The 25,170-nt window shown below is 59.9% G+C and carries 16 protein-coding genes, 4 tRNA genes and 3 pseudogenes; 18 read left to right on the forward strand and 5 right to left on the reverse strand.

Going from position 1 to position 25,170, the window contains the following annotated elements; genetic code table 11:
• Window positions 1-3: 3 nt before the first annotated feature.
• Window positions 4-1,553: pseudogene (locus tag AB4O11_RS18470) on the reverse strand (MDR family MFS transporter).
• Window positions 1,543-2,592 (reverse strand): HlyD family secretion protein, encoded by a 1,050-nt coding sequence (locus AB4O11_RS18475; protein WP_093432053.1) that lies wholly within the window; start codon window positions 2,590-2,592, stop codon window positions 1,543-1,545. The pseudogene AB4O11_RS18470 and the gene AB4O11_RS18475 overlap by 11 nt, the downstream one beginning before the upstream one ends.
• Window positions 2,593-2,820: 228 nt before the next feature.
• On the opposite strand from AB4O11_RS18475, the gene gltX reads away from it, so the two are divergent.
• The 12 genes and pseudogenes from gltX (at window position 2,821) to AB4O11_RS18535 (ending at window position 12,365) form a co-directional block, all read left to right on the forward strand.
• On the forward strand, window positions 2,821-4,302 hold the full coding sequence (gene gltX / locus AB4O11_RS18480; protein WP_460127791.1) for a glutamate--tRNA ligase: 1,482 nt from the start codon (window positions 2,821-2,823) through the stop codon (window positions 4,300-4,302).
• A 202-nt stretch (window positions 4,303-4,504) separates the two neighbouring features.
• Window positions 4,505-4,580 (forward strand) — tRNA-Ala (locus tag AB4O11_RS18485).
• Window positions 4,581-4,659: 79 nt separating this feature from the next.
• Window positions 4,660-4,735, forward strand: a tRNA-Glu gene (locus tag AB4O11_RS18490).
• Between the two features lie 53 nt (window positions 4,736-4,788).
• Window positions 4,789-4,864: transfer RNA gene (locus AB4O11_RS18495), tRNA-Ala, on the forward strand.
• Between the two features lie 78 nt (window positions 4,865-4,942).
• A tRNA-Glu gene (locus AB4O11_RS18500) sits at window positions 4,943-5,018 on the forward strand.
• 182 nt (window positions 5,019-5,200) lie between these two features.
• A complete protein-coding gene (locus AB4O11_RS18505) occupies window positions 5,201-5,740 on the forward strand; it encodes a TetR/AcrR family transcriptional regulator (RefSeq protein ID WP_007913421.1) in 540 nt (179 codons plus the stop codon).
• Between the two features lie 30 nt (window positions 5,741-5,770).
• Window positions 5,771-6,599, forward strand: a pseudogene (locus AB4O11_RS18510) (alpha/beta fold hydrolase).
• Between the two features lie 46 nt (window positions 6,600-6,645).
• Window positions 6,646-7,095 carry an acyl-CoA thioesterase gene (locus AB4O11_RS18515; RefSeq protein ID WP_460090337.1) on the forward strand — a complete coding sequence of 150 codons (450 nt, stop codon included), beginning with the start codon at window positions 6,646-6,648 and terminating at the stop codon, window positions 7,093-7,095.
• 158 nt (window positions 7,096-7,253) lie between these two features.
• Window positions 7,254-8,213: a tRNA dihydrouridine synthase gene (locus AB4O11_RS18520; protein WP_414926893.1), complete on the forward strand. Its 960-nt coding sequence runs from the start codon at window positions 7,254-7,256 to the stop codon at window positions 8,211-8,213.
• 121 nt (window positions 8,214-8,334) lie between these two features.
• Complete coding sequence (locus tag AB4O11_RS18525; RefSeq protein ID WP_093432063.1) at window positions 8,335-8,781, forward strand: Hsp20 family protein; 447 nt, start codon at window positions 8,335-8,337, stop codon at window positions 8,779-8,781.
• Window positions 8,782-8,969: 188 nt separating this feature from the next.
• The gene (locus AB4O11_RS18530; RefSeq protein ID WP_186624660.1) at window positions 8,970-9,665 is read left to right on the forward strand and encodes a DUF1266 domain-containing protein; all 696 of its coding nucleotides are present in this window, start codon (window positions 8,970-8,972) and stop codon (window positions 9,663-9,665) included.
• Window positions 9,662-12,365 (forward strand): annotated as a pseudogene (locus tag AB4O11_RS18535) (DUF805 domain-containing protein). Before AB4O11_RS18530 ends, AB4O11_RS18535 begins: the two are co-directional and overlap by 4 nt.
• Here the strand turns inward: AB4O11_RS18535 and AB4O11_RS18540 are convergent.
• From AB4O11_RS18540 to AB4O11_RS18550, 3 genes are all read right to left on the reverse strand, one after another.
• Window positions 12,362-14,053 (reverse strand): molecular chaperone HscC, encoded by a 1,692-nt coding sequence (locus AB4O11_RS18540; RefSeq protein ID WP_099758530.1) that lies wholly within the window; start codon window positions 14,051-14,053, stop codon window positions 12,362-12,364. The pseudogene AB4O11_RS18535 and the gene AB4O11_RS18540 overlap by 4 nt on opposite strands.
• 86 nt (window positions 14,054-14,139) lie before the next feature.
• Complete coding sequence (locus AB4O11_RS18545; protein ID WP_186624657.1) at window positions 14,140-17,418, reverse strand: sensor domain-containing protein; 3,279 nt, start codon at window positions 17,416-17,418, stop codon at window positions 14,140-14,142.
• Between the two features lie 74 nt (window positions 17,419-17,492).
• Window positions 17,493-18,377 carry a LysR family transcriptional regulator gene (locus AB4O11_RS18550; protein ID WP_093432075.1) on the reverse strand — a complete coding sequence of 295 codons (885 nt, stop codon included), beginning with the start codon at window positions 18,375-18,377 and terminating at the stop codon, window positions 17,493-17,495.
• 140 nt (window positions 18,378-18,517) lie between these two features.
• On the opposite strand from AB4O11_RS18550, the gene leuC reads away from it, so the two are divergent.
• The 6 genes from leuC to AB4O11_RS18580 all read left to right on the forward strand — a co-directional run bounded on the left by leuC (window position 18,518) and on the right by AB4O11_RS18580 (window position 25,078).
• A complete protein-coding gene (leuC, locus tag AB4O11_RS18555) occupies window positions 18,518-19,936 on the forward strand; it encodes a 3-isopropylmalate dehydratase large subunit (protein ID WP_186624656.1) in 1,419 nt (472 codons plus the stop codon).
• 11 nt (window positions 19,937-19,947) lie between these two features.
• Window positions 19,948-20,592 (forward strand): 3-isopropylmalate dehydratase small subunit, encoded by a 645-nt coding sequence (leuD, locus tag AB4O11_RS18560; RefSeq protein ID WP_007913445.1) that lies wholly within the window; start codon window positions 19,948-19,950, stop codon window positions 20,590-20,592.
• A 147-nt stretch (window positions 20,593-20,739) separates the two neighbouring features.
• A complete protein-coding gene (locus AB4O11_RS18565) occupies window positions 20,740-21,507 on the forward strand; it encodes a class I SAM-dependent methyltransferase (protein WP_460127795.1) in 768 nt (255 codons plus the stop codon).
• Between the two features lie 54 nt (window positions 21,508-21,561).
• A complete protein-coding gene (gene leuB / locus AB4O11_RS18570; protein ID WP_003226430.1) occupies window positions 21,562-22,644 on the forward strand; it encodes a 3-isopropylmalate dehydrogenase in 1,083 nt (360 codons plus the stop codon).
• A gap of 66 nt (window positions 22,645-22,710) precedes the next feature.
• Entirely contained in the window at window positions 22,711-23,823 is a 1,113-nt protein-coding gene (asd, locus tag AB4O11_RS18575; RefSeq protein WP_007913448.1) for an aspartate-semialdehyde dehydrogenase, read from the forward strand.
• Between the two features lie 244 nt (window positions 23,824-24,067).
• Window positions 24,068-25,078 (forward strand): aspartate-semialdehyde dehydrogenase, encoded by a 1,011-nt coding sequence (locus AB4O11_RS18580; protein ID WP_093432083.1) that lies wholly within the window; start codon window positions 24,068-24,070, stop codon window positions 25,076-25,078.
• Window positions 25,079-25,170 lie beyond the last annotated feature (92 nt).

Genomic DNA, 25,170 nt, shown 5'->3' on the forward strand with positions numbered 1-25,170 from the left:
GTCTTAATGAGACTCCCCAGCCTTCAGCCCCTCTGGCAATTTCTTGGTCAGCAAAATCGCCAACATGCTGATTCCCAGCGCAATCCCGACAAAGTGAAACGCATCGTTGTACGCCATGATCGCCGCCTGCTGATGGACGATCTCGCTCAGCTTGCTCAACGCCGCCGTGTCACTGCCAAACCGATCAGTCATCGACGCCAAACGCTCGGCCACCTGCGGATTGGTCGGCACCACCGCCTCGCGCAAATAATCGAAGTAGGTCTTGGTGCGCGCATCCAGCAGTGTCGCGAGCAGGGCAATACCAATCGCGCCGCCCAGATTTCGCAGGATATTGAACAGACTCGACGCCGACCCCGCGTCCTGCGGCAGGATGTACGCCGTGGCGATCAGCGAAATGGTCACCATGATCAACGGCTGCCCCAGCGCACGAATAATCTGGATCTGGTTGAACTGCGGCCCGGCGAAATCCGGGTTGAGCACCCCGAAGAAAAACTCGCTAGCCCGAACAATCCAAAACCGATCGTGCACAGCCATTTCGGCGAAACAAACTTCATCAGCTTCGGCACCAGCGGAATCAGGAACAGCTGTGGCACGCCCATCCACATGATCACTTCGCCGATCTGCAGGGCGTTGTAGTTCTGGATCTGCGCCAGATACAGCGGCAACAGATAGATCGAACCGTACAACCCGACACCCATGCCCAGACTGGAAATACTCGACAGACCGAAATTGCGATTACGCAGGATGCCCAGATTGATCAGCGGATTCGGTTTGGAGATCTGCACGATCACAAAGGTGATCAGACTCACCAGCGCAATGCTGCCCAGCGTCACTATCAGGCTTGATTCGAGCCAATCCTTGCGATGGCCTTCCTCTAGAAAAACCTGCAAGCAGCCGAGACCAATCCCCAGCGTGAGGATTCCGGTGTAGTCGGTGCTTTTCAGTAATTCCCAGTGCGCTTCTTTCTTTTCCAGCCCGTACATCAGGCCGGCGATCATGATCAGGCCCGGCGGGATGTTGATGTAGAAGATGTATTCCCAACCCCAGTTTTCCGTGAGCCAGCCGCCCAGCGTCGGGCCGATGGACGGGGCGAACGTGGCGGTCATGGCGAACATCGCCATGCCTTTGGCGCGGTGGTGTTCGGGGAGTTTGATCAGGGTCAGGGTGAACGCCAGCGGGATCAGCGCGCCGCCGGTGAAACCCTGCATGGCGCGAAAGACGATCATGCTCTCCAGGCTCCACGCCATCGAGCACAGCAGCGAGGAAACCAGAAAACCCAGCGACACCCACACCGCCAGTCGCCGCGCCGACAGCAACTGCACCAGCCACGCGGTCAACGGAATCATGATGATTTCCGCGACCAGATACGACGTGGAAATCCACGAGCCTTCTTCCAGCGTCGCCGATAAGGCGCCCTGAATATCTTTCAGAGAAGAGTTGGTGATCTGAATGTCGAGCACGGCCATAAACGCGCCGAGCATCACGCTCATCACCGCAATCCAATCGCGCCGGGTCGGTTCGCCGACCGGGCGGATCAGCGCATCACCGGCCATTGTCCGGGGCGTCTTTGATGTTCACGGTGGCGGTCACCGACATGCCCGGACGGATCTTGCCGTGCAACGGGTTGTCGGCCTTGAAGGTCAGTTTTACCGGAATCCGCTGCACGACTTTGGTGAAGTTGCCGGTGGCGTTGTCCGGCGGCAGCAGGCTGAATTGCGCGCCGGAGGCGGCGAACAGGCTGTCGACCCGCGCTTCGATCGGCGTGTCGCTGTAGGCATCGAAGGTCAGCTCGGCTTTTTGCCCGGGCTGCATGTGGCCGATCTGGGTTTCCTTGAAGTTGGCCTGCACCCAGATGTCTTCGTCCGGGACGATCGACAGCAGGTAAGCGCCAGCCTGCACCACTTGGCCGTTACGCGCGGCGCGCTGGCCGACCAGGCCGCTGATTGGCGCGTGGATTTCGCTGCGGGTCAGGTTAAGTTCGGCTTGCGCGAGATCGGCGCGGGCGTTGGCGATTTGTGCGTCGAGGCGTTTGATTTCTGCGTTCAGGGCGTTGACCTGCTGACGCTGGCCTTGCGCATCGGCCTGCGCCTTGGCCACCTGTGAACGGGCGATATGAGCGTCAGCGGAGAGGGTGGTCACGCGTTCTTCGGAAACGTAACCGGGCTTGCGCAGGGTTTCGGCACGCGACAAATCCATTTGCGAGCGGCCCAACGTTGCTTGGGTGGTTGCCACTTGTGCGTCGCTGGAAGCAATCAAACTGGCTTGCTGAGTCAATTTGCTTTGCGCTTGCAGGCGCTCGGCTTCGCGGGTGGCAAGGGCGGCATTGGCGCGATCGATGGCCAGACGGAAATCATTCGGTTCGAGGCGCACCAGCAACTGGCCTTTTTCCACGTGTTGATTGTCCTGCACCAGCACTTCATCGATGCGCGCGCTCAATTGGCTCGAGACGCGGGTGATTTCGCCCTGGACATAAGCGTTGTCGGTGCTTTCATAAAAGCGTCCCTTGAAGAACCAATGGGCGAAAAAGCCCCCGGCAATCAGCAGGACGAGCAGCAGGAAAATCAACAGGCGACGCTTGAGTTGGGCAGGCATGGGCAAACTGTAGTCGATGAATTGTAAGGAAAGTTATCAGCAGGCGAATCTGGCATACAGCCGATAAACGGTAAATGCCATCCGCTGATATTTGCCCATTCACCAAGGCTTACGGGCGTTCCAGACGCAAACTTGGCTTAAATGCCCTGCCCGCTGGAGCGGGGCGGGTGTCGCCTGTTACCATTCGCCGCTTGATTGTTTTGCTTTTCATTCTTTTCGAGACATGCCATGACCACCGTCCGCACTCGCATCGCGCCATCGCCTACCGGGGACCCCCACGTAGGTACCGCTTACATCGCATTGTTCAACTACTGCTTTGCCAAGCAGCATGGCGGTGAGTTCATCCTGCGGATCGAAGACACCGACCAGTTGCGTTCGACCCGCGAGTCCGAACAGCAGATCTTCGACGCCCTGCGCTGGTTGGGTATCGACTGGAGCGAAGGCCCGGACGTTGGCGGCCCGCACGGCCCGTATCGCCAGAGTGAGCGCGGCGACATCTATCAGAAGTACTGCCAGCAACTGGTCGACATGGGGCACGCGTTCCCGTGCTTCTGCACCGCTGAAGAGCTGGATCAGATGCGCGCCGAGCAAATGGCTCGCGGCGAAACACCACGTTATGACGGCCGCGCGCTGCTGCTGTCGAAAGAAGAAGTCGCCGCCCGTCTGGCCGCTGGCGAACCCCACGTTATCCGCATGAAAGTGCCGAGTGAAGGCGTTTGCGTGGTGCCGGACATGCTCCGTGGCGACGTCGAGATCCCGTGGGATCGCATGGACATGCAAGTGCTGATGAAGGCCGACGGCCTGCCGACGTACTTCCTCGCCAATGTCGTCGACGACCACCTGATGGGCATCACCCACGTGCTGCGCGGCGAAGAGTGGCTGCCATCGGCACCGAAACTGATTCTGCTTTACGAGTACTTCGGCTGGGAACAGCCAGAGCTGTGCTACATGCCGCTGCTGCGTAACCCGGACAAGAGCAAGCTGTCCAAGCGCAAGAACCCTACCTCGGTGACGTTCTACGAGCGCATGGGCTTCATGCCGGAAGCGATGCTCAACTACCTCGGCCGCATGGGCTGGTCGATGCCGGACGAGCGCGAAAAGTTCTCGCTTCAGGAAATGGTCGACAACTTTGACCTCAAGCGTGTCTCGCTGGGCGGGCCGATCTTCGACATCGAGAAGCTGTCGTGGCTCAACGGCCAGTGGCTGCGTGATCTGCCGGTGGAAGAGTTCGCTGCACGCGTGCAGAAGTGGGCGTTCAATTCCGAATACATGATGAAGATCGCGCCGCACGTTCAGGGTCGCGTTGAAACCTTCAGCCAGGTAGCACCGCTGGGCGGTTTCTTCTTCGCCGGCGGCGTCAATCCGGATGCCAAGCTGTTTGAATCGAAAAAGCTTTCGGGCGATCAGGTTCGCCAATTGATGCAGTTGATCCTGTGGAAGCTGGAAAGCCTGCGTCAGTGGGAGAAGGACAACATCACCGCGACGATTCAGGCTGTGGTCGAATCGCTGGAGTTGAAACTGCGCGATGCGATGCCGCTGATGTTTGCTGCGATCACCGGTCAGGCGAGTTCGGTCTCGGTGCTCGATGCCATGGAAATCCTTGGCCCGGATCTGACCCGTTATCGTCTGCGGCAGGCGATTGACCTGCTGGGCGGCGTGTCGAAGAAAGAAAACAAAGAGTGGGAAAAGCTGCTGGGCGCTATCGCCTAAGCGCTTGCGGCTTTGTGCAGGAGTTGCCGAAGGCTGCGATCTTTTGATCGTGCCTTCGGCGCTTCTCCCGAATTTACGGGGGGAGGGCGGTAAGTGATTGTTATGCCGACGAAAAACTTTGAAATTTTTCAAAAATAAGTTTGACAGGCTTTCGATACGCCCTTAAGATTCGCCCCGTCCTCAGCGATGACATCAACGATGAGGGGCTATAGCTCAGCTGGGAGAGCGCTTGCATGGCATGCAAGAGGTCGACGGTTCGATCCCGTCTAGCTCCACCAATTTACACTTCGAAGCCTGGCCACACCGGCTCCGAAGCGATCAACACTCAGCGTTGATCAGTTGTATAGAAGGGTTTGCGTCCCCTTCGTCTAGTGGCCTAGGACACCGCCCTTTCACGGCGGTAACAGGGGTTCGAGTCCCCTAGGGGACGCCAGTTTTACAGAAGTGATGTTGCAAGATGTCACTCCGCCGCGAGGCGAAAAATCCGGGGCTATAGCTCAGCTGGGAGAGCGCCTGCATGGCATGCAGGAGGTCAGCGGTTCGATCCCGCTTAGCTCCACCAATTTACAGTTCAAGGTCTGGCCACACCGGCCTTGAATCGATCAGTTCTCAGCGCTGATCAGTTGTATAGAAGGTTTGTGTCCCCTTCGTCTAGTGGCCTAGGACACCGCCCTTTCACGGCGGTAACAGGGGTTCGAGTCCCCTAGGGGACGCCACGATTACCCGCTCTGCGGGATTTTATAAGGGTCATTCAATTATTGAATGGCCCTTTTGTTTGTCTGGCGTTTGGCCAATTCTCCTTTTTCCTTACACTGTGCATCAGACCAGCGGTCATATCCTTGACTTGCAGAATATTATTATGCGAATAATATTCTAGTCGTAATATTCGGAGGCAACGATGAACGATAAAAAAGCTCAAACCCGCGAACGCATCCTCAAGGCTGCCAGCGCCGCACTGATTCAGCGTGGCCCGGCCGACCCTAGCGTGGGCGAAGTGATGGGCGCAGCCGGCCTGACCGTCGGCGGTTTCTATGCGCACTTCGAAAGCAAGGACGCGATGATGCTGGAAGCGTTCAAGCAGCTTCTCGGCCGCCGCCGCGACCTGATTGCCGACATGGATGCCGAGTTGACCGGTGAAGAGCGTCGTGCCTTGGTCGCCGCGTTTTACCTGTCGCGCAAGCATCGTGATTCCAGCGACGCGGCATGCCCGATTCCAGCGTCGATCGGCGAGCTGGGCCGCTTGCCGGAATCGTTCCGCATCGCGCTGAACGAGCACCTGGAATTGATGATTGCGCAGTTGGCGTCCAGCCCTGAGGACACCGACAAAGCCTTGGCTGACGTGGCTTTGATGGTGGGTGGTCTGGCACTCGCAAGAGCGCTCGGCCCGGGAGACTTATCCGATCGATTGCTGCGCGCTGCCAAGTCGGCGGTGCGTTGACCTGAAGGCAACTCGCCTGAGGAGAGAGCGATGAACACGTTGAAGTGGGTTCGTGGCGTTAATGGCACCTTGGGCTGGATTGCACCGAAACGCGTGGCGAGCAAAATGCGTGTTCATGACGCCACGTTCGCTGCCTCTTCGTGATTGGGAATTGCCGCTGCTGGTCAGCTCCGAACGCATCACTTTGCGTTTTGGTCTCTCGGCGCTGCGCTGGGGCCAGGGCCCGACGGTGCTGCTGATGCACGGCTGGGAAGGGCGGCCAACCCAGTTCGCCGCGCTGATCACCGCACTGGTCGATGCCGGGTATACCGTCGTCGCGTTGGATGGTCCGGCTCACGGTCGTTCGCCGGGGCGTGAAGCCAATGTCGTGTTGTTCGCTCGGGCAATGCTCGAAGCCGCTGCCGAGTTGCCGCCATTGCAAGCGGTGATCGGTCACTCCATGGGCGGCGCCAGCGCCATGCTCGCCGTGCAACTGGGCTTGCGCACCGAAACCCTTGTCAGTATTGCCGCGCCTGCGCGCATTCTTGGCGTACTGCGCGGTTTCGCCCGCTACGTCGGTATGCCGCCGCGAGCGCGCTCCGCCTTCATTCGCCAAGTCGAGCAAGACGTTGGTATGCGCGCCGCCACCCTTGATGTCGCTCACTATCAACTGGATATGCCCGGCCTGATCGTGCATGCCGAAGACGACAATTTCGTTTCGGTCAAGGAATCGCAGCTGATCCACGAATCCTGGTTCGACAGTCGCCTGTTGCGCCTTGAAGGCGGCGGGCACCAGCGTGTGCTAGCCGACCCTCGGGTGATTGATGGCGTGTTATCACTGCTGGCCGGCCGCAGCCTTCAGGCGCGCCAATCGGCCTGAGCTCCGTTACACTGCTCCGGTTGAATACTTTGACCGGGAGTGGGGCATGGGTTGGGATCGGGCAACGCCGTTTACCATTGATCTGCAAGTAGGCGCCGAGGACATCGACGGGTTGGGCCACGCGAATAACGCCGTGTACGTGACCTGGCTCGAGCGCTGCGCCTGGCGCCACTCGCAACGTCTGGGTCTGGATCTGGTCGAGTATCGGCGACTGGATCGGGCGATGGCCGTGGTCCGTCACGAGATCGATTATCTGGCAGCGGCCTATGAAGGCGACGAACTGCAATTGGCGACCTGGATCGTTGATTGGGATCAGCGCCTGAAAATGACCCGGCATTTCCAGCTCAAGCGCCCGAGCGACAATGCCACGCTGTTGCGCGCGCAGACCACGTTTGTCTGTATTGAACTGTCGACCGGTAAGCCGAAGCGCATGCCGGCTGAGTTTATCGAGGGCTATGGCCCGGCGATCCAGCTTCCCGAGTCGGTAAATATCTAAACTGTAGGAGTGAGCCTGCTCGCGATAGCGGTGTGTCAGCCAACATATGCCTCACTGACACACCGCTATCGCGAGCAGGCTCACTCCTACAAGGGATCTGCGGATTTGCGCGATATCCAGTAAACTGCCGCACGTTTTTCTTCAAGTAGTGTTTTCCCATGCAAATTGCTCTGGCGCCCATGGAGGGGTTGGTCGACGACATCCTCCGCGACGTGCTGACCCGCGTTGGCGGCATCGACTGGTGTGTGACCGAGTTCATTCGGGTCAACGACCAGCTGCTCACGCCGGCCTATTTCCACAAGTTCGGCCCGGAGTTGCTCAACGGTGCCCGCACCGCCTCCGGTGTGCCATTGCGCGTGCAATTGCTCGGTTCCGACCCGGTGTGTCTGGCGGAAAACGCTGCACTGGCCTGCGAACTCGGCTCTGAAGTGATTGACCTCAACTTCGGCTGCCCGGCCAAGACCGTGAACAAGTCCCGTGGCGGCGCGGTGCTGCTCAAAGAACCGGAACTGCTCAACCAGATCGTCGAACACGTGCGCCGCGCTGTACCCGCGCACATTCCCGTCACCGCAAAAATGCGCCTGGGCTTCGACAGTCCCGACGGTTCGCTGGTCTGCGCCACTGCGTTGGCTGAAGGCGGTGCCGAGCACATTGTGGTTCATGCCCGAACCAAAATGGACGGCTACAAGCCGCCGGCGCATTGGGAGTGGATTCCGCGCGTGCAAGAGGTGGTCAAAGTCCCGGTGTTCGCCAATGGCGATATCTGGAGCGTCGAAGACTGGCGCCGCTGCCGCGAAATCAGCGGCGTCGAAGACATCATGCTCGGTCGCGGTCTGGTCTCGCGCCCGGATCTGGCCAGGCAGATTGCTGCCGCTCGCGCTGGCGAAGAAGTGGTCGAGATGACCTGGGCCGAGCTGATGCCGCTGATTCAGGACTTCTGGCTGCAAGCCAAAGCGCAGATGACCGCACGCCAATCGCCGGGCCGTTTGAAGCAATGGTTGGCCATGCTGACGCGCAATTATCCCGAGGCCACCGAGCTGTTTACGGTGCTGCGCCGTGAGACCGAACCGGATCATGTCTCGCGTCTGCTCGGTCTGCCAGTGGCTGAAGCGGCCTGAAAAAAATCTGCAAATAATCTCTTGAAATCATTTCAGCGGTCCCTATCTAAGGGTTACGCGATGCCGAATTCGGGTCGCGGAGTCAAAAAACCTTGCTGATTGTTTTCAGGAGATTTGAACCATGAGTACTGCATTTTCCCTCGCCCCACTGTTCCGTTCCTCGGTAGGTTTCGACCGTTTTAACGACCTGTTCGAAACCGCCCTGCGCAACGAGCCAGGCAGCAGCTACCCACCTTACAACGTCGAAAAGCACGGTGATGACCAATACCGCATCGTCGTCGCGGCCGCCGGTTTCCAGGAAGAAGACCTGGAACTGCAAGTCGAAAAAGGTGTGCTGACCATCAGTGGCGGCAAGCGTGATGCCAACGAAGGCGTGACCTTCCTGCATCAGGGCATTGCCCAGCGTGCTTTCAAGCTGTCCTTCCGCCTGGCCGATCACATCGAGATCAAGGCGGCGGATCTGAAAAACGGTCTGCTGAGCATCGACTTGTTGCGGGTGATCCCGGAAGAGGCGAAAGCCAAACGCATCCCGATCAACGGGGTGGAGAAGCCGGCGTTGCAGCACTGAGTCATGTGCCGCAACACAATCGTCTGAACGGACGATGAGCCGTTGAATGAAGGCCCCGATACGTCGGGGCCTTTTTTGTGCGCGCAAGAAAACCGTTGTTCGACTTTGCCGCTGGCGGTGGTTTCTCTACAATCCGCGGCAGTTTTGCCGACCCCCATTCCTCACCGGTCGGCCTGGAGCCTTTTTTCATGGACGAGATTCAACAGCGCTGGCTGTGCGCTTTGTCTGCGCCAATGGCGGCAATCAATACCGGCGCCAGCTACGACGACCCCGCGTTTTGCGACGATCACTACATCGACCTGAAAGACAGCTGGGGTATCGATGATCGCGGGCAATTGTTCGACATGCTCGAACGGATGACCGACGACGGCCATGCCAAACACCTCAGCGCGGCCTATCTGGCGTGGCAGCGTTGTCTGCCGAGTGAATGGCAGGCCTTGCTCGACGACCTGAGTCCCCGCGAACGCATCCTGCATGAATTCGCCAGCCGCACCTTCGGCAGTTGTGGGCCGGGGGGGATTCTGTCCTGGGACTATGGGCGCATGGGCTTTCTCTTGCGCTGTGCGGTGCGCAATCAGTGGGTCGACCTGGACGAAAGCAACTGGCTGCACAGTCGTTTAGCCCTCAGAGCGCAATTTCACTACGGTAGCTGGATGGCTTACTTCGATGGCTTTGTCGTGGGTCGGACGTTTTGGTCCTGCCTGAGCGCCAGCGACGATGAGCTTGCGCGCGAACTCGATCGACAAGGCGCCAACGCCCTTAACGTGCGGATTGCCCGCGGCCTTGCCGAGAACATTCCTCAGTTCCTTGCTGATTTGCCGTGGCACATGGAAATCGATTTGCCGCCACGTCCGGCATCGCTCAAGGAGTTCGACTGGTCATGAGTTGCTGGATCCGCTTGGGCATCGAGCCTACCACCGACGAAAACCTGATTCGCAACGCCTATCGCGCACGTTTGCCGGCGCATCACCCGGAGACCGATCCACAGGGATTTCAGGCGTTGCGCATGGCCTACGAAAACGCCCTGCGTCTGGCTCGTGAAGATGAGGAAGAGGAGCCTGAGCACGAGTACGAGTCCCAAGCCTCAGAACAGACTGTCGTTGAGGTCCCTCCAATGTTCGGGGATTTTTGCGCGTTGCTGGATGATCCCGCGCGCCGGTTCAATTTCGCCGCGTGGCAGGCCTTTATTCGAGGGCTGGATGAGCTGTCGCTGGACGTGCTCGATGAACTCAGCTGGCCGCTGTACCACCGGATGGCCGACGCCGGTCCGTTGTCGTACCGCTGCGCGAATCTTTTGGCCAAGCGTATGGCACTGGGATCAACAGTTGCTGGATCTGGGCTTCGACGACGCGCATCAGGTGGGCTTCTTTCTCCAGCGAATCGAAACGCCGGACCCGTTCGATACGGATCTGATGTGCACATGGTCAGAGGCCGCCCAGACTGAATCGCTGTGGTACGCCCGTAGTCTCGACTTCATCTTCAACCAGCGTCCACTGCCTGAGTTCGCCGACTTCGCCAGTCAGCACACCTGCCTGCCGTTGCCGAATGATGCCGTGTTCCTCAAGCGTCTGTTGGTGCAGTTCACTCAGGCAGGTATTGGCGGGCCGACGTTTTTGCAGTGCTGTATCGAGGAGCAGCTTGCTGCACCGGACGATGTCGACTGGCTTTACCTGTTGGCGTGTCAGAGCAGTCTGCTGGGGCGCGACGATCAGGCATTGCCGTGCTGGATCCGGCTGTGGAACGAGCATCGCCATCCGATGGCGGAAAGTCGTCTGCTGGAGGTGTGTGCCAAGCGCCAGCCGACTTTTCTGCCCTTGCTGATTCAGGCATTCGATCGTCTGCAGGGCATTTCTGCCTGGCCAGAGGATCTTGCCGATGACGCCCAGGTGTATGGCTCTCCGTCACAACATCCCGAGACGCTGAACCGTTGGCTGGGTGTCGGGCGGTTAAAGCTTGAGAGCCTTGCGCAAAGCTTTGTCGATTGGCGCGTGACCGGTGATGAACTGCCATTGCTCGCGCAATTGCTGGGCGAAAATGCCGACAGCCGATTGCTGCATCTATACCGGTACGCCTGGGCGCTGCATCGGGGTGATGCGGCGTTGTTGCAGCAGATTGTGGATGCTCCGCTGCCGATCGATGCCCTCGAAAGCCTGGTGATGAGCGGATTCAAATATCAGGCTGCGCAACACCTGCGCTGGTTGGGCGAGGCACCGATTGCGCTGGCCATGAGCGCTTTCTGCGATGCGCATCCAAGTCCTCAGCCATTGCCGCAGGTGCTGACAAAAGGTGAGTCGCACAAAGTTTGTCGTCTGTGGTTGCGTCGCTTGCGGCCCTATAACGACACTGCGCTGGAACGCATGACCGAGGCGTTCAAGCTGGGTGCGGTCAAAGACGACTGTGACTTGTCCGAACTCGACTTGATGCTCCAGTTGAGCCGTCGCGGGATTCAGTTGCCGCCGGTCGGGCTGGGTGAGGCCGCTTGGGAGTGGCACGCGCAGACCCTGTTTTTGCTGGCATTGCTGGAACAACCCGAACGCTGGCTGCAAATGATTGACGCGCAGTGCGTGGAGCGCCTGCCTTTCAATCCGGCCCATCCGTTGAGTCGCCTGCAACCGTTGTTACGGCGCTTGCAGCGTGAGCAAGGCCATTGCGCCGGTTTGCTCGGATGGTTGCAAGGCAATGACCCGGTGCACGGCTTGTTGGTGCAGCAATTGTTCAGCGTTCAGCAGGCGCTCGACAGCGCGCGATTGCCGGCCAATAGCCTGCTTTACACCTGCCTCGAAAGCGATCGTGCTGCCTGCGGCGATGATTTGCTGGGGTTGATGATGTTCTGGGGCGTGCTCTATCACGATCCGAGCCTGAGTGCTGAGCAGCATCGCGCATTGTTGCAGTCGATTGCGGCGATCAGTTGTGAGGACGATTGGTTCGAAGGCTTCCGCGACGGTTTGATCAAAGGCGAGCCGGTGTGGCCGCCGCGCAAAGTGCTGACCGATTTTGGCGTCGACAAACTGTTGGCGTATGAAGCGCTGGATGCGCTCAAGGGCCTGATTCGCTATGGCGCTGCTGGCGTGCCGAAAACGCGCGTCCTGCGCCAACTGCAACAGGGCAAGGACGATGTGCAGAACAGCATCGGGCTGCGCCTGGCTCTGTGCGCGATATTGTCCTGGTCGGAACGATTACTGCTGGCGAAAAGCGATGCTCAGCCGGTACCGGCGACAGCGATCTGGCGTCTGGGATCGCGGTTGGGGCGTAAGGCTTTTATCGCTCAGGTCTTGGCCTGCGTGGTGATTGCACCGGTGGCAGGGCTGATCAGTGGCACCACGGGCGCTGGCATTCTTATCCTGATACTCGGAGTTCTGCTGGTATTTGGCGCGATTTTGCGTCGCTTGCACGACATGGGCCGGGGCATCCCGACCTTGTTGATCTTCATGGCGCTGACACCGATGTTGCCATTCCTGCCGCTGCTGCTGTTCGGCTTTCCCGGTGACAAGTTGCCCAACCGCTATGGTGTGCCGCCGGACAGCGGCGATAGCGAGATGCTGTCCGGCGGCCTGCAGGCTGCCTTGCGGCGCCTCAACGGCTAGAGGCGCAGTTGATCCAGTGCCTTGTTCAGCTCTGTGCGATGGCTGGCGATCTCCGCTGATTGCTGGCCGCCGAGCACTGTGGTGAAGCTGTGCAGCCATTCGGCTATGTGCTCGCGTTGTGTGCCGAGGCTCTGCATCCATGCCCGCTCCAGACGGGCCAGCAATGTGCGGTTGGGCAGTGCGTCACGTGGATGGACTTTCAGCGTCGACAGCCGGTTATGGCTGTCTCGGCGTGCTTGCTCATCCAGCCCCGTGGGGCTGCGGTCGATGCTGTGACTGTGACGCTCGCCGGTTTCGAGCAGGGTGACGTCGACTTCGAGCAAACCGTTGATGTCATAGCTGAAGCGCACGTCCAGCTCCTGGATGTGTTGAGTAGGCGTCAACGTGACTTCGAAAGCATCAATCAGAATGTTGTCGCACACCCACGGCCGTTCACCCTGATAGACGGCGATGCGCAGCACTGTTTGCTTAGGTTGGGTGGTGTAATAGCGCTCCACCCTTGACGTCGGAATGATGGTGTTGCGTTCGATGATGGGCGAGAAGGCACCTTTGATGTCTTCTCCACGCATGGTCGCAATCCCCAGCGTATACGGGCAGACATCCGTCAGAATCAACTCTTCAACCGCCCCGTCACGCGCCTTGCACGCCGCTTGCGTCGCCGCCCCGAGCGCAACAATGGTGTCCGGATCAAGATGCCGGTAAGGCAGGCGCCCGAACAACGTCGCAACCATCTGCTGCACCGCCGGCATGCGCGTGGCGCCGCCGACCAGCACCAGGCTGTCGAGGTCGCGCGGCTTGAGGCGAGCATCGCGCAGCGCCTGTTCGATCGGTGCGCGCAAACGGGCCAGTAGCGGCTCCCAGATTTTCACCGCAGCAGCTTCGTCCAGCGACCACTCGAACGTTTTGTCGCCATGGCGCCAGCTCAGCGGCTGAACACCTTCAGCGAGTTTACATTTCAGTTGCTCCAGGGCATCACCGAGGCTGGCCATGCTTTGCGCATCGACCATGGCCGCGGTCAGTTGCCAGTGTTTCAGGCAGGCCTGCAACAGCGCAGCGGTGAAGTCTTCGCCGCCGAGAAAGTTGTCGCCAGTGGAGGCGTGCACTTCGATCAGGGGCAAAGCGTATTCCAGCACCGTGACATCAAAGGTGCCGCCGCCCAGATCGAAGATCAGCGTGCGTTCGAATTTCTGTTCATGCAGCCCGTAAGCCATCGCGGCGGCGGTTGGCTCGTTGATCAGGCGTGTCACCGAGAGCCCGGCCAGTTCGGCGGCAAACAGCGTGCGTTTGCGTTGTTCGTCACTGAAATAGGCCGGGACGGAAATCACCGCTTCCGATACCGCGTGGCCGAGAAAGGCTTCGGCGTCCTGCTTGAGTGAGCCGAGTACCAGCGCCGACAGCTCTTCCGGACTGAACAGGCGTGTACCGAGCTGGACTTGCTTATCGCTGCCCATGAAGCGCTTGAATGCTGCGGCGGTGCGATCCGGGTGCGTGGTCAGGCGCGCGCGGGCGGCTTTGCCGACCAGAATCGTGTCGTCTTCATCGAGGCTGACCACCGAGGGCGTCAGCACATCACCCAGGGCATTGGGAATCAGTCTGGCCTGACCGTCCTGCCAGACGGCGATCAGACTGTTGGTGGTGCCAAGGTCGATGCCCAGCAGGGCTGGGCGGGGGAGGGTTGCATCCTGCATGACAGATCTCGAAACGGCGCAAAAAACGCGACCCTACAGGTTGCTGCAAATCGTGGCAATTGCGCGTCTGTTGCAACGTGCACCGGTTACGGCAAGAGCTTTTTCAGATCCTCGAGCGCAACCGGTCGGCTATGCAGATAGCCTTGATACAAATGGCAGCCCAAACCCTGCAGGAACGCCAGTTGTTCCGGGGTTTCGACCCCCTCGGCAATCACCTCCAGCTCCAGGCTGCGCGCCATGGCGACAATCGCGCGGATGATCTCGGCATCGTTCGGGTCGGTCGTGGCATCGCGGATAAACGACTGATCGATTTTCAGCGTGTCCACCGGCAGGCGCTTGAGGTAAGTCAGCGACGAATAGCCAGTGCCGAAATCATCCATCGCAAAGCTCACGCCGAGTTTTTTCAGCCGGCGCATTTTGCTGATGGTGTCTTCCAGATTCTGGATGACGATGCCTTCGGTGATCTCCAGTTTCAGTAGCGAGCAGGGCAGGCCATGGCTGCTCATGCTGTGTTCGATGCGTTCGACAAAATCGTTCTGGCGGAACTGCCGTGGACTGATGTTCACGCACAGGCTGAAATTCAGCGGGTCGACCAGTTTCAGGGCGATCAGTTGTTTGAACGCGTTGCAGGCTTCGTCGAGGATCCAGGTGCCGACTTCGAGAATCAGGCCGCTGTCTTCCAGTACTTTGATGAACTCGGTGGGTGACTGCGCGCCCAGCTCCGGGTGATTCCAGCGCACCAGAGCTTCGGCGCCGATGATGCGATTGTCGCGGGCGTCGACCTGCGGCTGAAAGTGCACGTTGAATTCACCGCGCGACAGCGCCAGGCGCAAGTCGGTTTCCATGCGCAGCCGTTCGCTGGCGGCCTTCTGCATGGTGTTGTGATACATCTGCGTGGTGTTGCGCCCGGAATCCTTGGCCCGGTACAGCGCGATGTCGGCGCGTTTGAGCAGGTCGGTCGGCGTCGAGCCATGATCGGGAATCAGCGCCACGCCGATGCTCGGCGTGACTTGCAGGCGCTGGCCGTCGAGGAACATCGGTTCCGAGAGCAATTCGCGCAGGGTGTCGGCCAGATTGCGCACTTGCGCGCTGACCTCATTGCGCGAGCCTTCGAGGCCGCTGAGCAGCACGACAAACTCGTCGCCACCAAGGCGCGCGACGGTATCTTCCATGCGCACACTGGCTTCGAGCCGCGCCGTGATGATTTTCAGCACGGTGTCGCCGACCGGGTGGCCGAGAGAGTCGTTGATGTGCTTGAAGTGATCGAGGTCGAGAAACAGCAAGGCACCGCGCAGGTTGTGGCGCTTGAGCAGGGCGATCTGCTGGCTCAGGCGATCCATCAGCAGGGCGCGGTTGGGCAGGTTGGTCAGCGGGTCGTGATAGGCCAGATGCCGGATCTGTGCTTCGGCGTTTTTCAGCAGGCTGACGTCCCGCGCGGTTAGCAGCAGGCACGCGGTTTCATTGAGGGTGATCGGCTCGACCGAGACCTCCACCGTCAGCATTTCCCCGCGTTTGTTGCGCCCGAGCATTTCCTGATGGTGCACGCGGCCCTTGATCTGCAACTCGGCGAGTAACGCCGAACGCTGTTTCTCTTCAGCCCAAATACCTACCTGATAAACCGTTTTGCCCACGACCTCTTCGGCACGATAGCCAGTGAGACGGCAAAAACCGTCGTTGACCTCCAGATAACGCCCGGTGTCGCGCTCGGTGATGGTGATTGCGTCGGGACTGGAGTGGAACGCCTTGGCGAATTTCTCCTCACTGGCTTTCAGCGCTGCTTCCGAGCGCTGCTGCTGGGTGATGTCGCGCAGGGTGGTGACGATACAAGCCTGATCGCCGACGCTGATCTGCCGGCTGGAAATCACACAGGTCAGCGACTGGCCGTCCTTGTGCTGGACGATGATTGCGACATTGCTCAAGCCCTGTTCGCGAATCACCCGTTCAATCCGTTGCAGGCTTTTTGCCGAGGCATCCCACAGGCCGATTTCTTCGGCGGTATGGCCGATGACGTCGGCGGCGCTCCAGCCGAAGGTCTGGGTAAAACTGTTATTGATTTCGATGAACTCGCCACTGTCCTGGCGGGTGACGCAGATCGGGTCCGGGCTGACCTGGAACAGCGTGGCGAATTTCTCTTCCGAGGCCACCAGCCGCTGTTCACGCTCGACCTGATCGGTGATGTCCAGCAGGGTGCCGGCCATGCGCAGCGGTGCGCCGTTGTCGTCGCGGTAGAGGCGGGCGCGGCTTTCCAGATAGCGCGAACTGCCGTCCGGCAATTGCACGCGATAGGTCAGTTGATAGTTGCCTGCCGGGCCTTCGCGCAGGCTGCGGTAGGCGTCGCGCATGCTGTCGCGTTCCTCTCCGGGGACGCCTTCGAAAAACTCTTCGAACGACTCATGAAACGGTTTCGGCTCCAGCCCGTGCAACTGCGCGGCGCGCGCCGAGCCGTAGAGCATGCCGCTGGGAATGTGCCAGTCCCAGGTGCCGAGTTGTGCCGAGTCCAGTGCCAGATCGAGACGTTCCTGGCTGTCCTTCAAGGCGTGTTCGGCGGCTTTGCGTTCGGTGGTGTCGAGGAAGGTGCTGAGCAGATAGGGCTGGCCTTCGAGTTCGACTTTCTGCGCACTGAGAATGCCGTCGTGGATTTGCCCGTTGCTGGCGCGAAACTGCACTTCCATGGCGATCAGCTCGCCTTTGGCTTTGGTTTTTTTCACCAGTTCTGCGCGTTGCTCCGGGTGCACCCACAAACCCAGCTCCAGCGTGGTACGGCCGATGGCGCTCTGCACTGGCCAGCCAAACAGGCTTTCAAAATACTGATTGGCCTCGCTGATCAAGCCGTCTTCCTGACGGGTCAGCAGGACCATGTTCGGGCACAGGTGAAAAAGTGTCGCGAAACGTTTTTCCGAACTGCTCAGCGCCTGCTCGCGCTGGCGCTGGTGGGTGATTTCGCGAATCACCCCGATCATTCGGGGGCGGCCGTTTTTATCCGGCAGCAGGCTGCCGCTGATCTCCAGCCAGTGCAGGCTGCCATCGGGCCAGCGGATGCGGTGGTGCATCGCTTGTTCCAGCGGCGCCCCCGCAATTACCGCGTGGAAGGCGCGAACCGTTTTCGCGCGGTCTTCCGGGGGCAGCAGATCAAGGTATTCAAGGTCTGCCGGCAGCGGCTGGCGCGGGTCGAAACCGAACAAGGCCTGGGTGCCACGCGACCAACTGATCTGCCCGCGCTCGATGTCCCAGTACCAGGCGCCGAGCCGCGCGCCGTTGAGCGCCGCCAGCAATTGCGGCGCGCTCTCCCAGCTCTGCTCGGAATGTCGCGGGTCAATCGCCTGAATACGCGGCATCGGCGGAATTCGGTCAACAGATTTCGGCATCGTGGACAAGCCTTGAGCTGAGGGTGACGTTAGGCACAGGGGCAGCGGCTCTTTAGGAGTAGCACAAGATCGCCTCAGGTCCCTGGCAGATCGATTTGTGCATCCAGTAAGGCCATAAAGGCCCGCGCCGCATTCGAGAGCGTCCGTTCAGTGTGCAGGATATAGCCTAGCTGGCGACTGAGCTGTATGCCCGGCAATACGATGCTTGCCACCTGCTCGTCGAGCATGGTTCGCGGCAAAACGCTCCAGGCCAGGCCGATCGAGACCATCATCTTGATGGTTTCCAGGTAGTTGGTACTCATGGCGATGTTCGGCGTCAGGCTCTGGGCCTCGAATAACCGTTGGACAATGTGGTGCGTGAAGGTGTTGCCACCGGGGAAAACCGCCGGATGACCGGCAATGTCCGCCAGAGTGACGGGGCCATTGCTGATCAGCGAATGCTCCGGGGCGACCACGAAATCCAGCGGGTCGTCCCAGACCGGCGTGGCTTTGACCAGGGCGTGAGGCTCCGGCGCCAGGGTGATGACCGCCAGTTCGGCGCGGCCGTGGAGAATTTCTTCGTAGGCCACTTCCGAATCAAGGAACTGAATATCCAGCGCCACCTCTGGGTAACGGCGGGTGAACTCCCTTAATAGAGGCGGCAAACGGTGCAGGCCAATGTGGTGACTGGTGGCCAGCGTCAGGCGACCGCTGACTTCGCCGGTGAGGTTGGTCAGGGCGCGGCGGGTGTCATCCAGCACGTTGAGAATCTGATACGCCCGTGGCAGCAGGGCGCGGCCAGCCTCGGTCAGGCCGACTTCACGGCCCAGTCGATCGAACAGGCGCACCTTCAATTGCTGCTCCAGCCCGGCGATGCGTTTGCTGATCGCCGGTTGTGTCAGGTGCAGGCGTTCGCCGGCGCCGGAGAAGCTGCCGGTCTCGGCAATCGCGATAAAAGCGTTGAGGTTGGCCAGATCCATGTTCGTATTCCAGTTGGTTATCCAAAGCATAAAAAATATGAATTTGAGTTATTTAATCTAACCCCATAGGATCGGCCTCACAAGCCAAAGGGTTATTGATAAGCCCAGGGCATAGAAACAAGCTGATGAGGAACCGTCTGATGGCCGGCAAAACGCTCTACGACAAGCTCTGGGATTCGCATTTGGTCAAGCAGCGCGACGATGGCTCGGCGCTGATCTACATCGATCGTCACATCATCCACGAAGTGACCTCGCCGCAAGCCTTCGAAGGCCTGCGTCTGGCCGGGCGCAAGCCTTGGCGCATCGATGCCAACATCGCGACCCCGGACCATAACGTACCGACGACCCCGGAGCGCAAGGGCGGCATCGAAGCCATTGCCGATCAGGTCTCGCGTTTGCAGGTTCAGACCCTCGATGACAACTGTGATGAATACGGCATCGTCGAGTTCAAGATGAACGACGTTCGCCAGGGCATCGTCCACGTGATCAGCCCGGAGCAGGGGGCAACCTTGCCGGGCATGACCGTGGTCTGCGGCGACTCGCACACCTCGACTCACGGCGCGTTCGGTGCTCTGGCGCACGGTATCGGCACTTCCGAGGTCGAGCACGTGCTCGCCACCCAGTGCCTGGTCGCGAAGAAAATGAAAAACATGCTGGTGCGCGTTGAAGGGCAATTGCCGTTCGGCGTGACCGCCAAGGACATCGTCCTCGCGGTGATCGGCAAGATCGGCACCGCCGGCGGTAACGGCCACGCCATCGAATTCGCTGGCAGCGCGATCCGCGACTTGTCCGTCGAAGGCCGCATGACCATCTGCAACATGTCCATCGAAGCCGGCGCCCGCGTTGGCCTGGTGGCAGCGGACCAGAAGACTGTCGATTACGTGAAGGGCCGTCCATTCGCACCGAAAGGCGCCGAATGGGACATGGCCGTCGAAGCCTGGAAAGACCTGGTTTCCGATGACGACGCCAAGTTCGACACCGTGGTTGAGCTCGACGCCGCACAGATCAAGCCGCAAGTCAGCTGGGGCACGTCCCCGGAAATGGTTTTGGCCGTTGATCAGAACGTGCCGGACCCGGCCCAAGAGATGGATCTGGTCAAACGCGACTCGATCGTCCGTGCCTTGAAGTACATGGGTTTGACCGCCAATCAGGCGATCACCGACATTCAGCTGGATCGCGTGTTTATCGGTTCCTGCACCAACTCGCGGATCGAAGATTTGCGCGCTGCGGCGGTGATCGCCAAGGGCCGCAAAGTCGCTTCGACCATCAAGCAAGCGATCGTGGTGCCGGGCTCGGGTCTGGTCAAGGCGCAGGCTGAGGCCGAAGGTCTGGACAAGATTTTCCTCGAAGCCGGTTTCGAATGGCGTGAGCCGGGCTGCTCGATGTGCCTGGCGATGAACCCGGACCGTTTGGAGTCCGGCGAGCATTGCGCCTCGACCTCCAACCGTAACTTCGAGGGCCGTCAGGGTGCCGGTGGCCGTACCCACCTCGTCAGCCCGGCCATGGCGGCTGCGGCAGCGGTGAACGGTCGTTTCATCGACGTTCGTGAATTGATCTAAAGGAGCGCAGCATGAAAGCTTTTACCCAGCACACTGGTCTTGTCGCGCCTCTGGATCGTGCCAACGTCGACACCGACCAGATCATTCCGAAGCAGTTCTTGAAGTCGATCAAGCGCACCGGTTTCGGCCCGAACCTGTTTGACGAGTGGCGTTACCTCGATGTCGGGCAACCGTATCAGGACAACTCCAAGCGCCCGTTGAACAAGGACTTCGTGCTCAACGCCGAGCGTTATCAAGGCGCCAGCGTGTTGCTGGCCCGTGAGAACTTCGGTTGCGGCTCCAGCCGTGAACACGCGCCATGGGCGCTGGAAGAATACGGTTTCCGCAGCATCATCGCGCCGAGCTACGCCGACATTTTCTTCAACAACAGCTTCAAGAACGGCTTGTTGCCGATCATCTTGAGCGACGCTGAAGTCGATGAGTTGTTCAAGCAGGTCGAGGCCGAGCCGGGTTATCAATTGCAGGTCGATCTGCAAGCGCAGACCGTGACCCGTCCGGATGGCAAGGTGTACAGCTTCGAGATCGACGCGTTCCGCAAGCACTGCCTGTTGAATGGTCTGGACGATATTGGCCTGACTTTGCAGGACGGTGATGCGATTGCGACGTTTGAGGCCAAGCATCGGGTTAGCCAGCCGTGGTTGTTCCGCGACGCATAAGCAACTTTTGAATTGATGCAGTTCAGGCTGGCCTCTTCGCGAGCAAGCTCGCTCCCACAGGGGAATGCATTTCAAGTGTGGGAGCGAGCTTGCTCGCGAAGGCGTTAGTCCAGGCAATAAAAGGCTAAAACCCAGAAGGATGTGACCATGACCAGCACCGCCCAGCACACCCAGGTCGTACAAAAGCAATTCGGTGAACAGGCCGCCGCCTACCTGAGCAGCGCCGTTCACGCTCAAGGCACCGAGTTCGCCCTGCTACAGGCTGAGCTGATAGGGCAGGGCAGCGCCCGGGTGCTGGATCTGGGCTGCGGCGCCGGTCACGTCAGTTTTCACGTCGCACCGCTGGTCAGGGAAGTGGTCGCCTACGACCTGTCGCAGCAAATGCTCGACGTGGTCGCCGCTGCGGCCGTTGATCGCGGTTTCACCAACATTGCCACGGTCAACGGTGCCGCCGAGCGTCTGCCGTTTGCCGATGGCGAGTTCGACTTCGTGTTCAGCCGGTATTCGGCGCATCACTGGAGCGATCTCGGTGTGGCTCTGCGCGAAGTGCGTCGGGTGTTGAAGCCGGGCGGTGTGGCGGCGTTCGTTGATGTGTTGTCACCGGGCAGTCCGTTGTTCGACACTTACCTGCAAAGCGTCGAGGTGCTGCGTGACACCAGCCATGTGCGCGATTATTCAGGCGCCGAATGGCTGCGTCAGGTCAGCGAGGCCGGTTTGCATGTACGCAGTACCACCCGTCAGCGCCTGCGTCTGGAGTACACCAGCTGGGTTGAGCGCATGCGCACGCCTGAAGTGCTGCGCGCCGCGATCCGCCAGTTGCAGCAGTCGATGGGCAATGAAGTGCGCGAATATTTTGAGATTGATGCCGACGGCTCGTTCAGTACAGATGTAATCGTATTGATGGCCGAGCGATAAGAATTTTTCCGGGCGCGCCGGTAGAGGCGCACCGACTGAAGACACGAGGAAAGCATGAGCAAGCAGATTCTGATTCTCCCAGGTGACGGTATTGGTCCGGAAATCATGGCCGAAGCGGTCAAGGTGCTGGAATTGGCCAACGACAAATACAGCTTGGGCTTCGAGCTGAGCCATGACGTGATCGGTGGCGCCGCCATCGACAAGCACGGCGTGCCGCTGGCCGATGAAACCCTCGACCGTGCCCGCGCTGCTGACGCCGTGTTGCTGGGCGCCGTCGGCGGCCCGAAATGGGACACCATCGAGCGTGACATCCGCCCTGAGCGTGGCCTGCTGAAAATCCGTGCGCAACTGGGCCTGTTTGGCAACCTGCGTCCGGCGATTCTGTACCCGCAACTGGCCGATGCTTCGAGCCTGAAGCCGGAAATCGTTGCTGGCCTGGACATCCTCATCGTCCGTGAACTGACCGGTGGCATTTACTTCGGTGCGCCACGCGGCACCCGTACCCTGGAAAACGGCGAGCGTCAGTCCTACGACACGCTGCCGTACAGCGAAAGCGAAATCCGCCGCATCGCCCGCGTCGGTTTCGACATGGCCATGGTTCGCGGCAAGAAGCTCTGCTCGGTGGACAAGGCCAACGTGCTGGCGTCCAGTCAACTGTGGCGTGAAGTGGTCGAGCAAGTGGCCAAGGATTACCCGGAAGTCGAGCTGAGCCACATGTACGTCGACAACGCCGCCATGCAACTGGTGCGCGCGCCGAAGCAGTTCGACGTGATCGTCACCGACAACATGTTCGGCGACATCCTTTCCGACGAAGCGTCGATGCTCACCGGTTCCATCGGCATGCTGCCGTCGGCCTCGCTGGACTCCAACAACAAGGGCATGTACGAGCCGTGCCACGGTTCGGCGCCGGACATCGCTGGCAAAGGCATCGCCAACCCGTTGGCGACCATTCTGTCGGTGTCGATGATGCTGCGTTACAGCTTCAATCTGCACGACGCGGCTGATGCTATCGAAAAAGCTGTCAGCGTTGTCCTTGATCAAGGGCTGCGTACTGGCGACATCTATTCGGCCGGTTGCACCAAAGTCGGTACGCAGGAAATGGGCGACGCAGTAGTCGCCGCGCTGCGGAATCTGTAATCTCTCGGGCCCGCTGCGAAATTCAATACAAAGCAGCGGCCCACTTTTCAAGAAGGTGTAGTTGCGATGAAACGTGTAGGTCTGATCGGTTGGCGCGGGATGGTCGGTTCCGTGCTCATGCAGCGGATGCTGGAAGAGCAGGATTTCGATCTAATCGAGCCGGTGTTTTTCACCACGTCCAACGTCGGTGGCCAAGGCCCGTCCGTGGGCAAGGACATTGCTCCGCTCAAGGATGCTTACAGCATTGACGAGCTGAAGACCCTCGACGTGATCCTGACCTGCCAGGGCGGCGACTACACCAGCGAAGTGTTCCCCAAGCTGCGCGAAGCCGGCTGGCAGGGTTACTGGATCGACGCGGCCTCGAGCCTGCGCATGAACGATGACGCGGTGATCATTCTAGATCCGGTCAACCGCAAGGTCATCGACCAGCAGCTCGACGCGGGCACCAAGAACTACATCGGCGGCAACTGCACCGTCAGCCTGATGCTGATGGGCCTGGGCGGTCTGTTCGAAGCCGGTCTGGTCGAGTGGATGAGCGCCATGACCTATCAGGCGGCCTCCGGTGCCGGCGCGCAGAACATGCGTGAACTGATCAAGCAAATGGGCGCGACCCACGCCGCTGTCGCCGATCAACTGGCCGATCCTGCCAGTGCGATCCTCGACATCGACCGTCGCGTGGCCGATGCCATGCGCAGCGAAGCGTACCCGACCGAAAACTTCGGCGTACCGCTGGCCGGCAGTCTGATCCCGTGGATCGACAAGGAACTGCCAAATGGCCAGAGCCGCGAAGAGTGGAAGGCCCAGGCCGAGACCAACAAGATCCTCGGCCGCTTCAAGAGCCCGATCCCGGTCGACGGCATCTGCGTGCGCATCGGCGCCATGCGTTGCCACAGCCAGGCGCTGACCATCAAGCTGAACAAAGACGTGCCGATCGCCGATATCGAAGGGCTGATCAGCCAGCACAACCCTTGGGTCAAACTGGTGCCAAACCAGCGCGAGATCAGCATGCAGGAGCTGAGCCCGACCAAGGTTACCGGCACCCTGAATGTGCCGGTGGGTCGTCTGCGCAAGCTGAACATGGGTTCGCAGTTCGTCGGTGCCTTCACCGTCGGCGACCAACTGCTGTGGGGCGCGGCCGAACCGCTGCGTCGCATGCTGCGGATTTTGCTTGAGCGTTGATCGCTTGAAGCAATGAAAGAGCCCGTGCCTTGAAAGAGGTGCGGGTTTTTTTATGCCGATCGTTCCCACGCTCTGCGTGGGAATGCATCCCGGGACGCTCCGCGTCCCTTTACAAGCCGAACGCAGAGCGTCCGATGCGGCATTCCCACGCAGAGCGTGGGAATGATCTGGGTGGGCAGAAATTGCCTGTGCGCCAGTCACCCGGTAAAGTGCCGCTCCCCCCGTTTCGCCAGAGGCTCGCACCATGACCCAGACCCTAGATATTGCCGTGATCGGCGCCACCGGTACTGTCGGCGAAACCCTCGTACAGATTCTCGAAGAACGCGACTTCCCGGTCGGCACCCTGCACCTGCTGGCGAGCAGCGAATCCGCCGGCAGCTCGGTGCTGTACCGCAACAAGAACGTGCGCGTTCGCGAAGTCGACGAGTTCGATTTCAGCAAGGTCAAACTGGTGTTTTTCGCCGCAGGCCCGGCGATTACCCTGAGCTACGCCGCCCGTGCCCACGCCGCCGGTTGCTCGCTGATCGACTTGTCCGGCGCGCTGCCGGCCGATCAGGCGCCGCAAGTAGTACCCGAAGCCAACGCCGAAGTGCTCGCTGGTTTGAAAGCGCCGTTTCAGATCAGCAGCCCAAGCCCGTCGGCCACATCGCTCGCCGTGGTGCTGGCGCCGCTGCTTGATCTGCTTGACCTGCAATATGTCAACGTCACCGCCAATCTGGCCGTTTCCGCTCAGGGACGCGAAGCCGTGACCGAGCTGGCGCGGCAGACCGCCGAGCTGCTGAACATGCGTCCATTGGAGCCGACGTTCTTTGATCGGCAGATGGCCTTCAACCTGCTGGCTCAGGTCGGCACGCCCGACGCGCAGGGCCATACGCTGCTGGAAAAACGTCTGGTGCGCGAGTTGCGTCAAGTGCTGGCCAAGCCTTTATTAAAGATTTCCGCAACTTGCGTTCAAGCCCCGGTGTTTTTTGGCGATAGCCTTAGCGTGACCTTGCAGTCAACGTCGGCTGTCGACCTGGCAAAAGTCAACGCTGCACTCGAAGATGCGCCGGGTATCGAGCTGGTCGAGGCCGGTGATTACCCGACTGCAGTCGGTGACGCGGTAGGGCAGGATGTTGTCTATGTCGGTCGCGTGCGCAGCGGTGTCGACGATCCGGCGGAACTAAATCTGTGGCTGACGTCAGATAACGTACGCAAAGGCGCGGCCCTTAACGCTGTGCAGGTGGCTGAATTGTTGATAAAAGACCTGCTGTAAAAGATACTTGGCAACAATTTGTCGACTGATTCTAGGTGAGCGCTATGCTTGCCCAGATCGCTTGATAACGTGTCACCCTCCGGGACTTTCCG

The organism is Pseudomonas sp. H1_D05 (assembly GCF_054682705.1).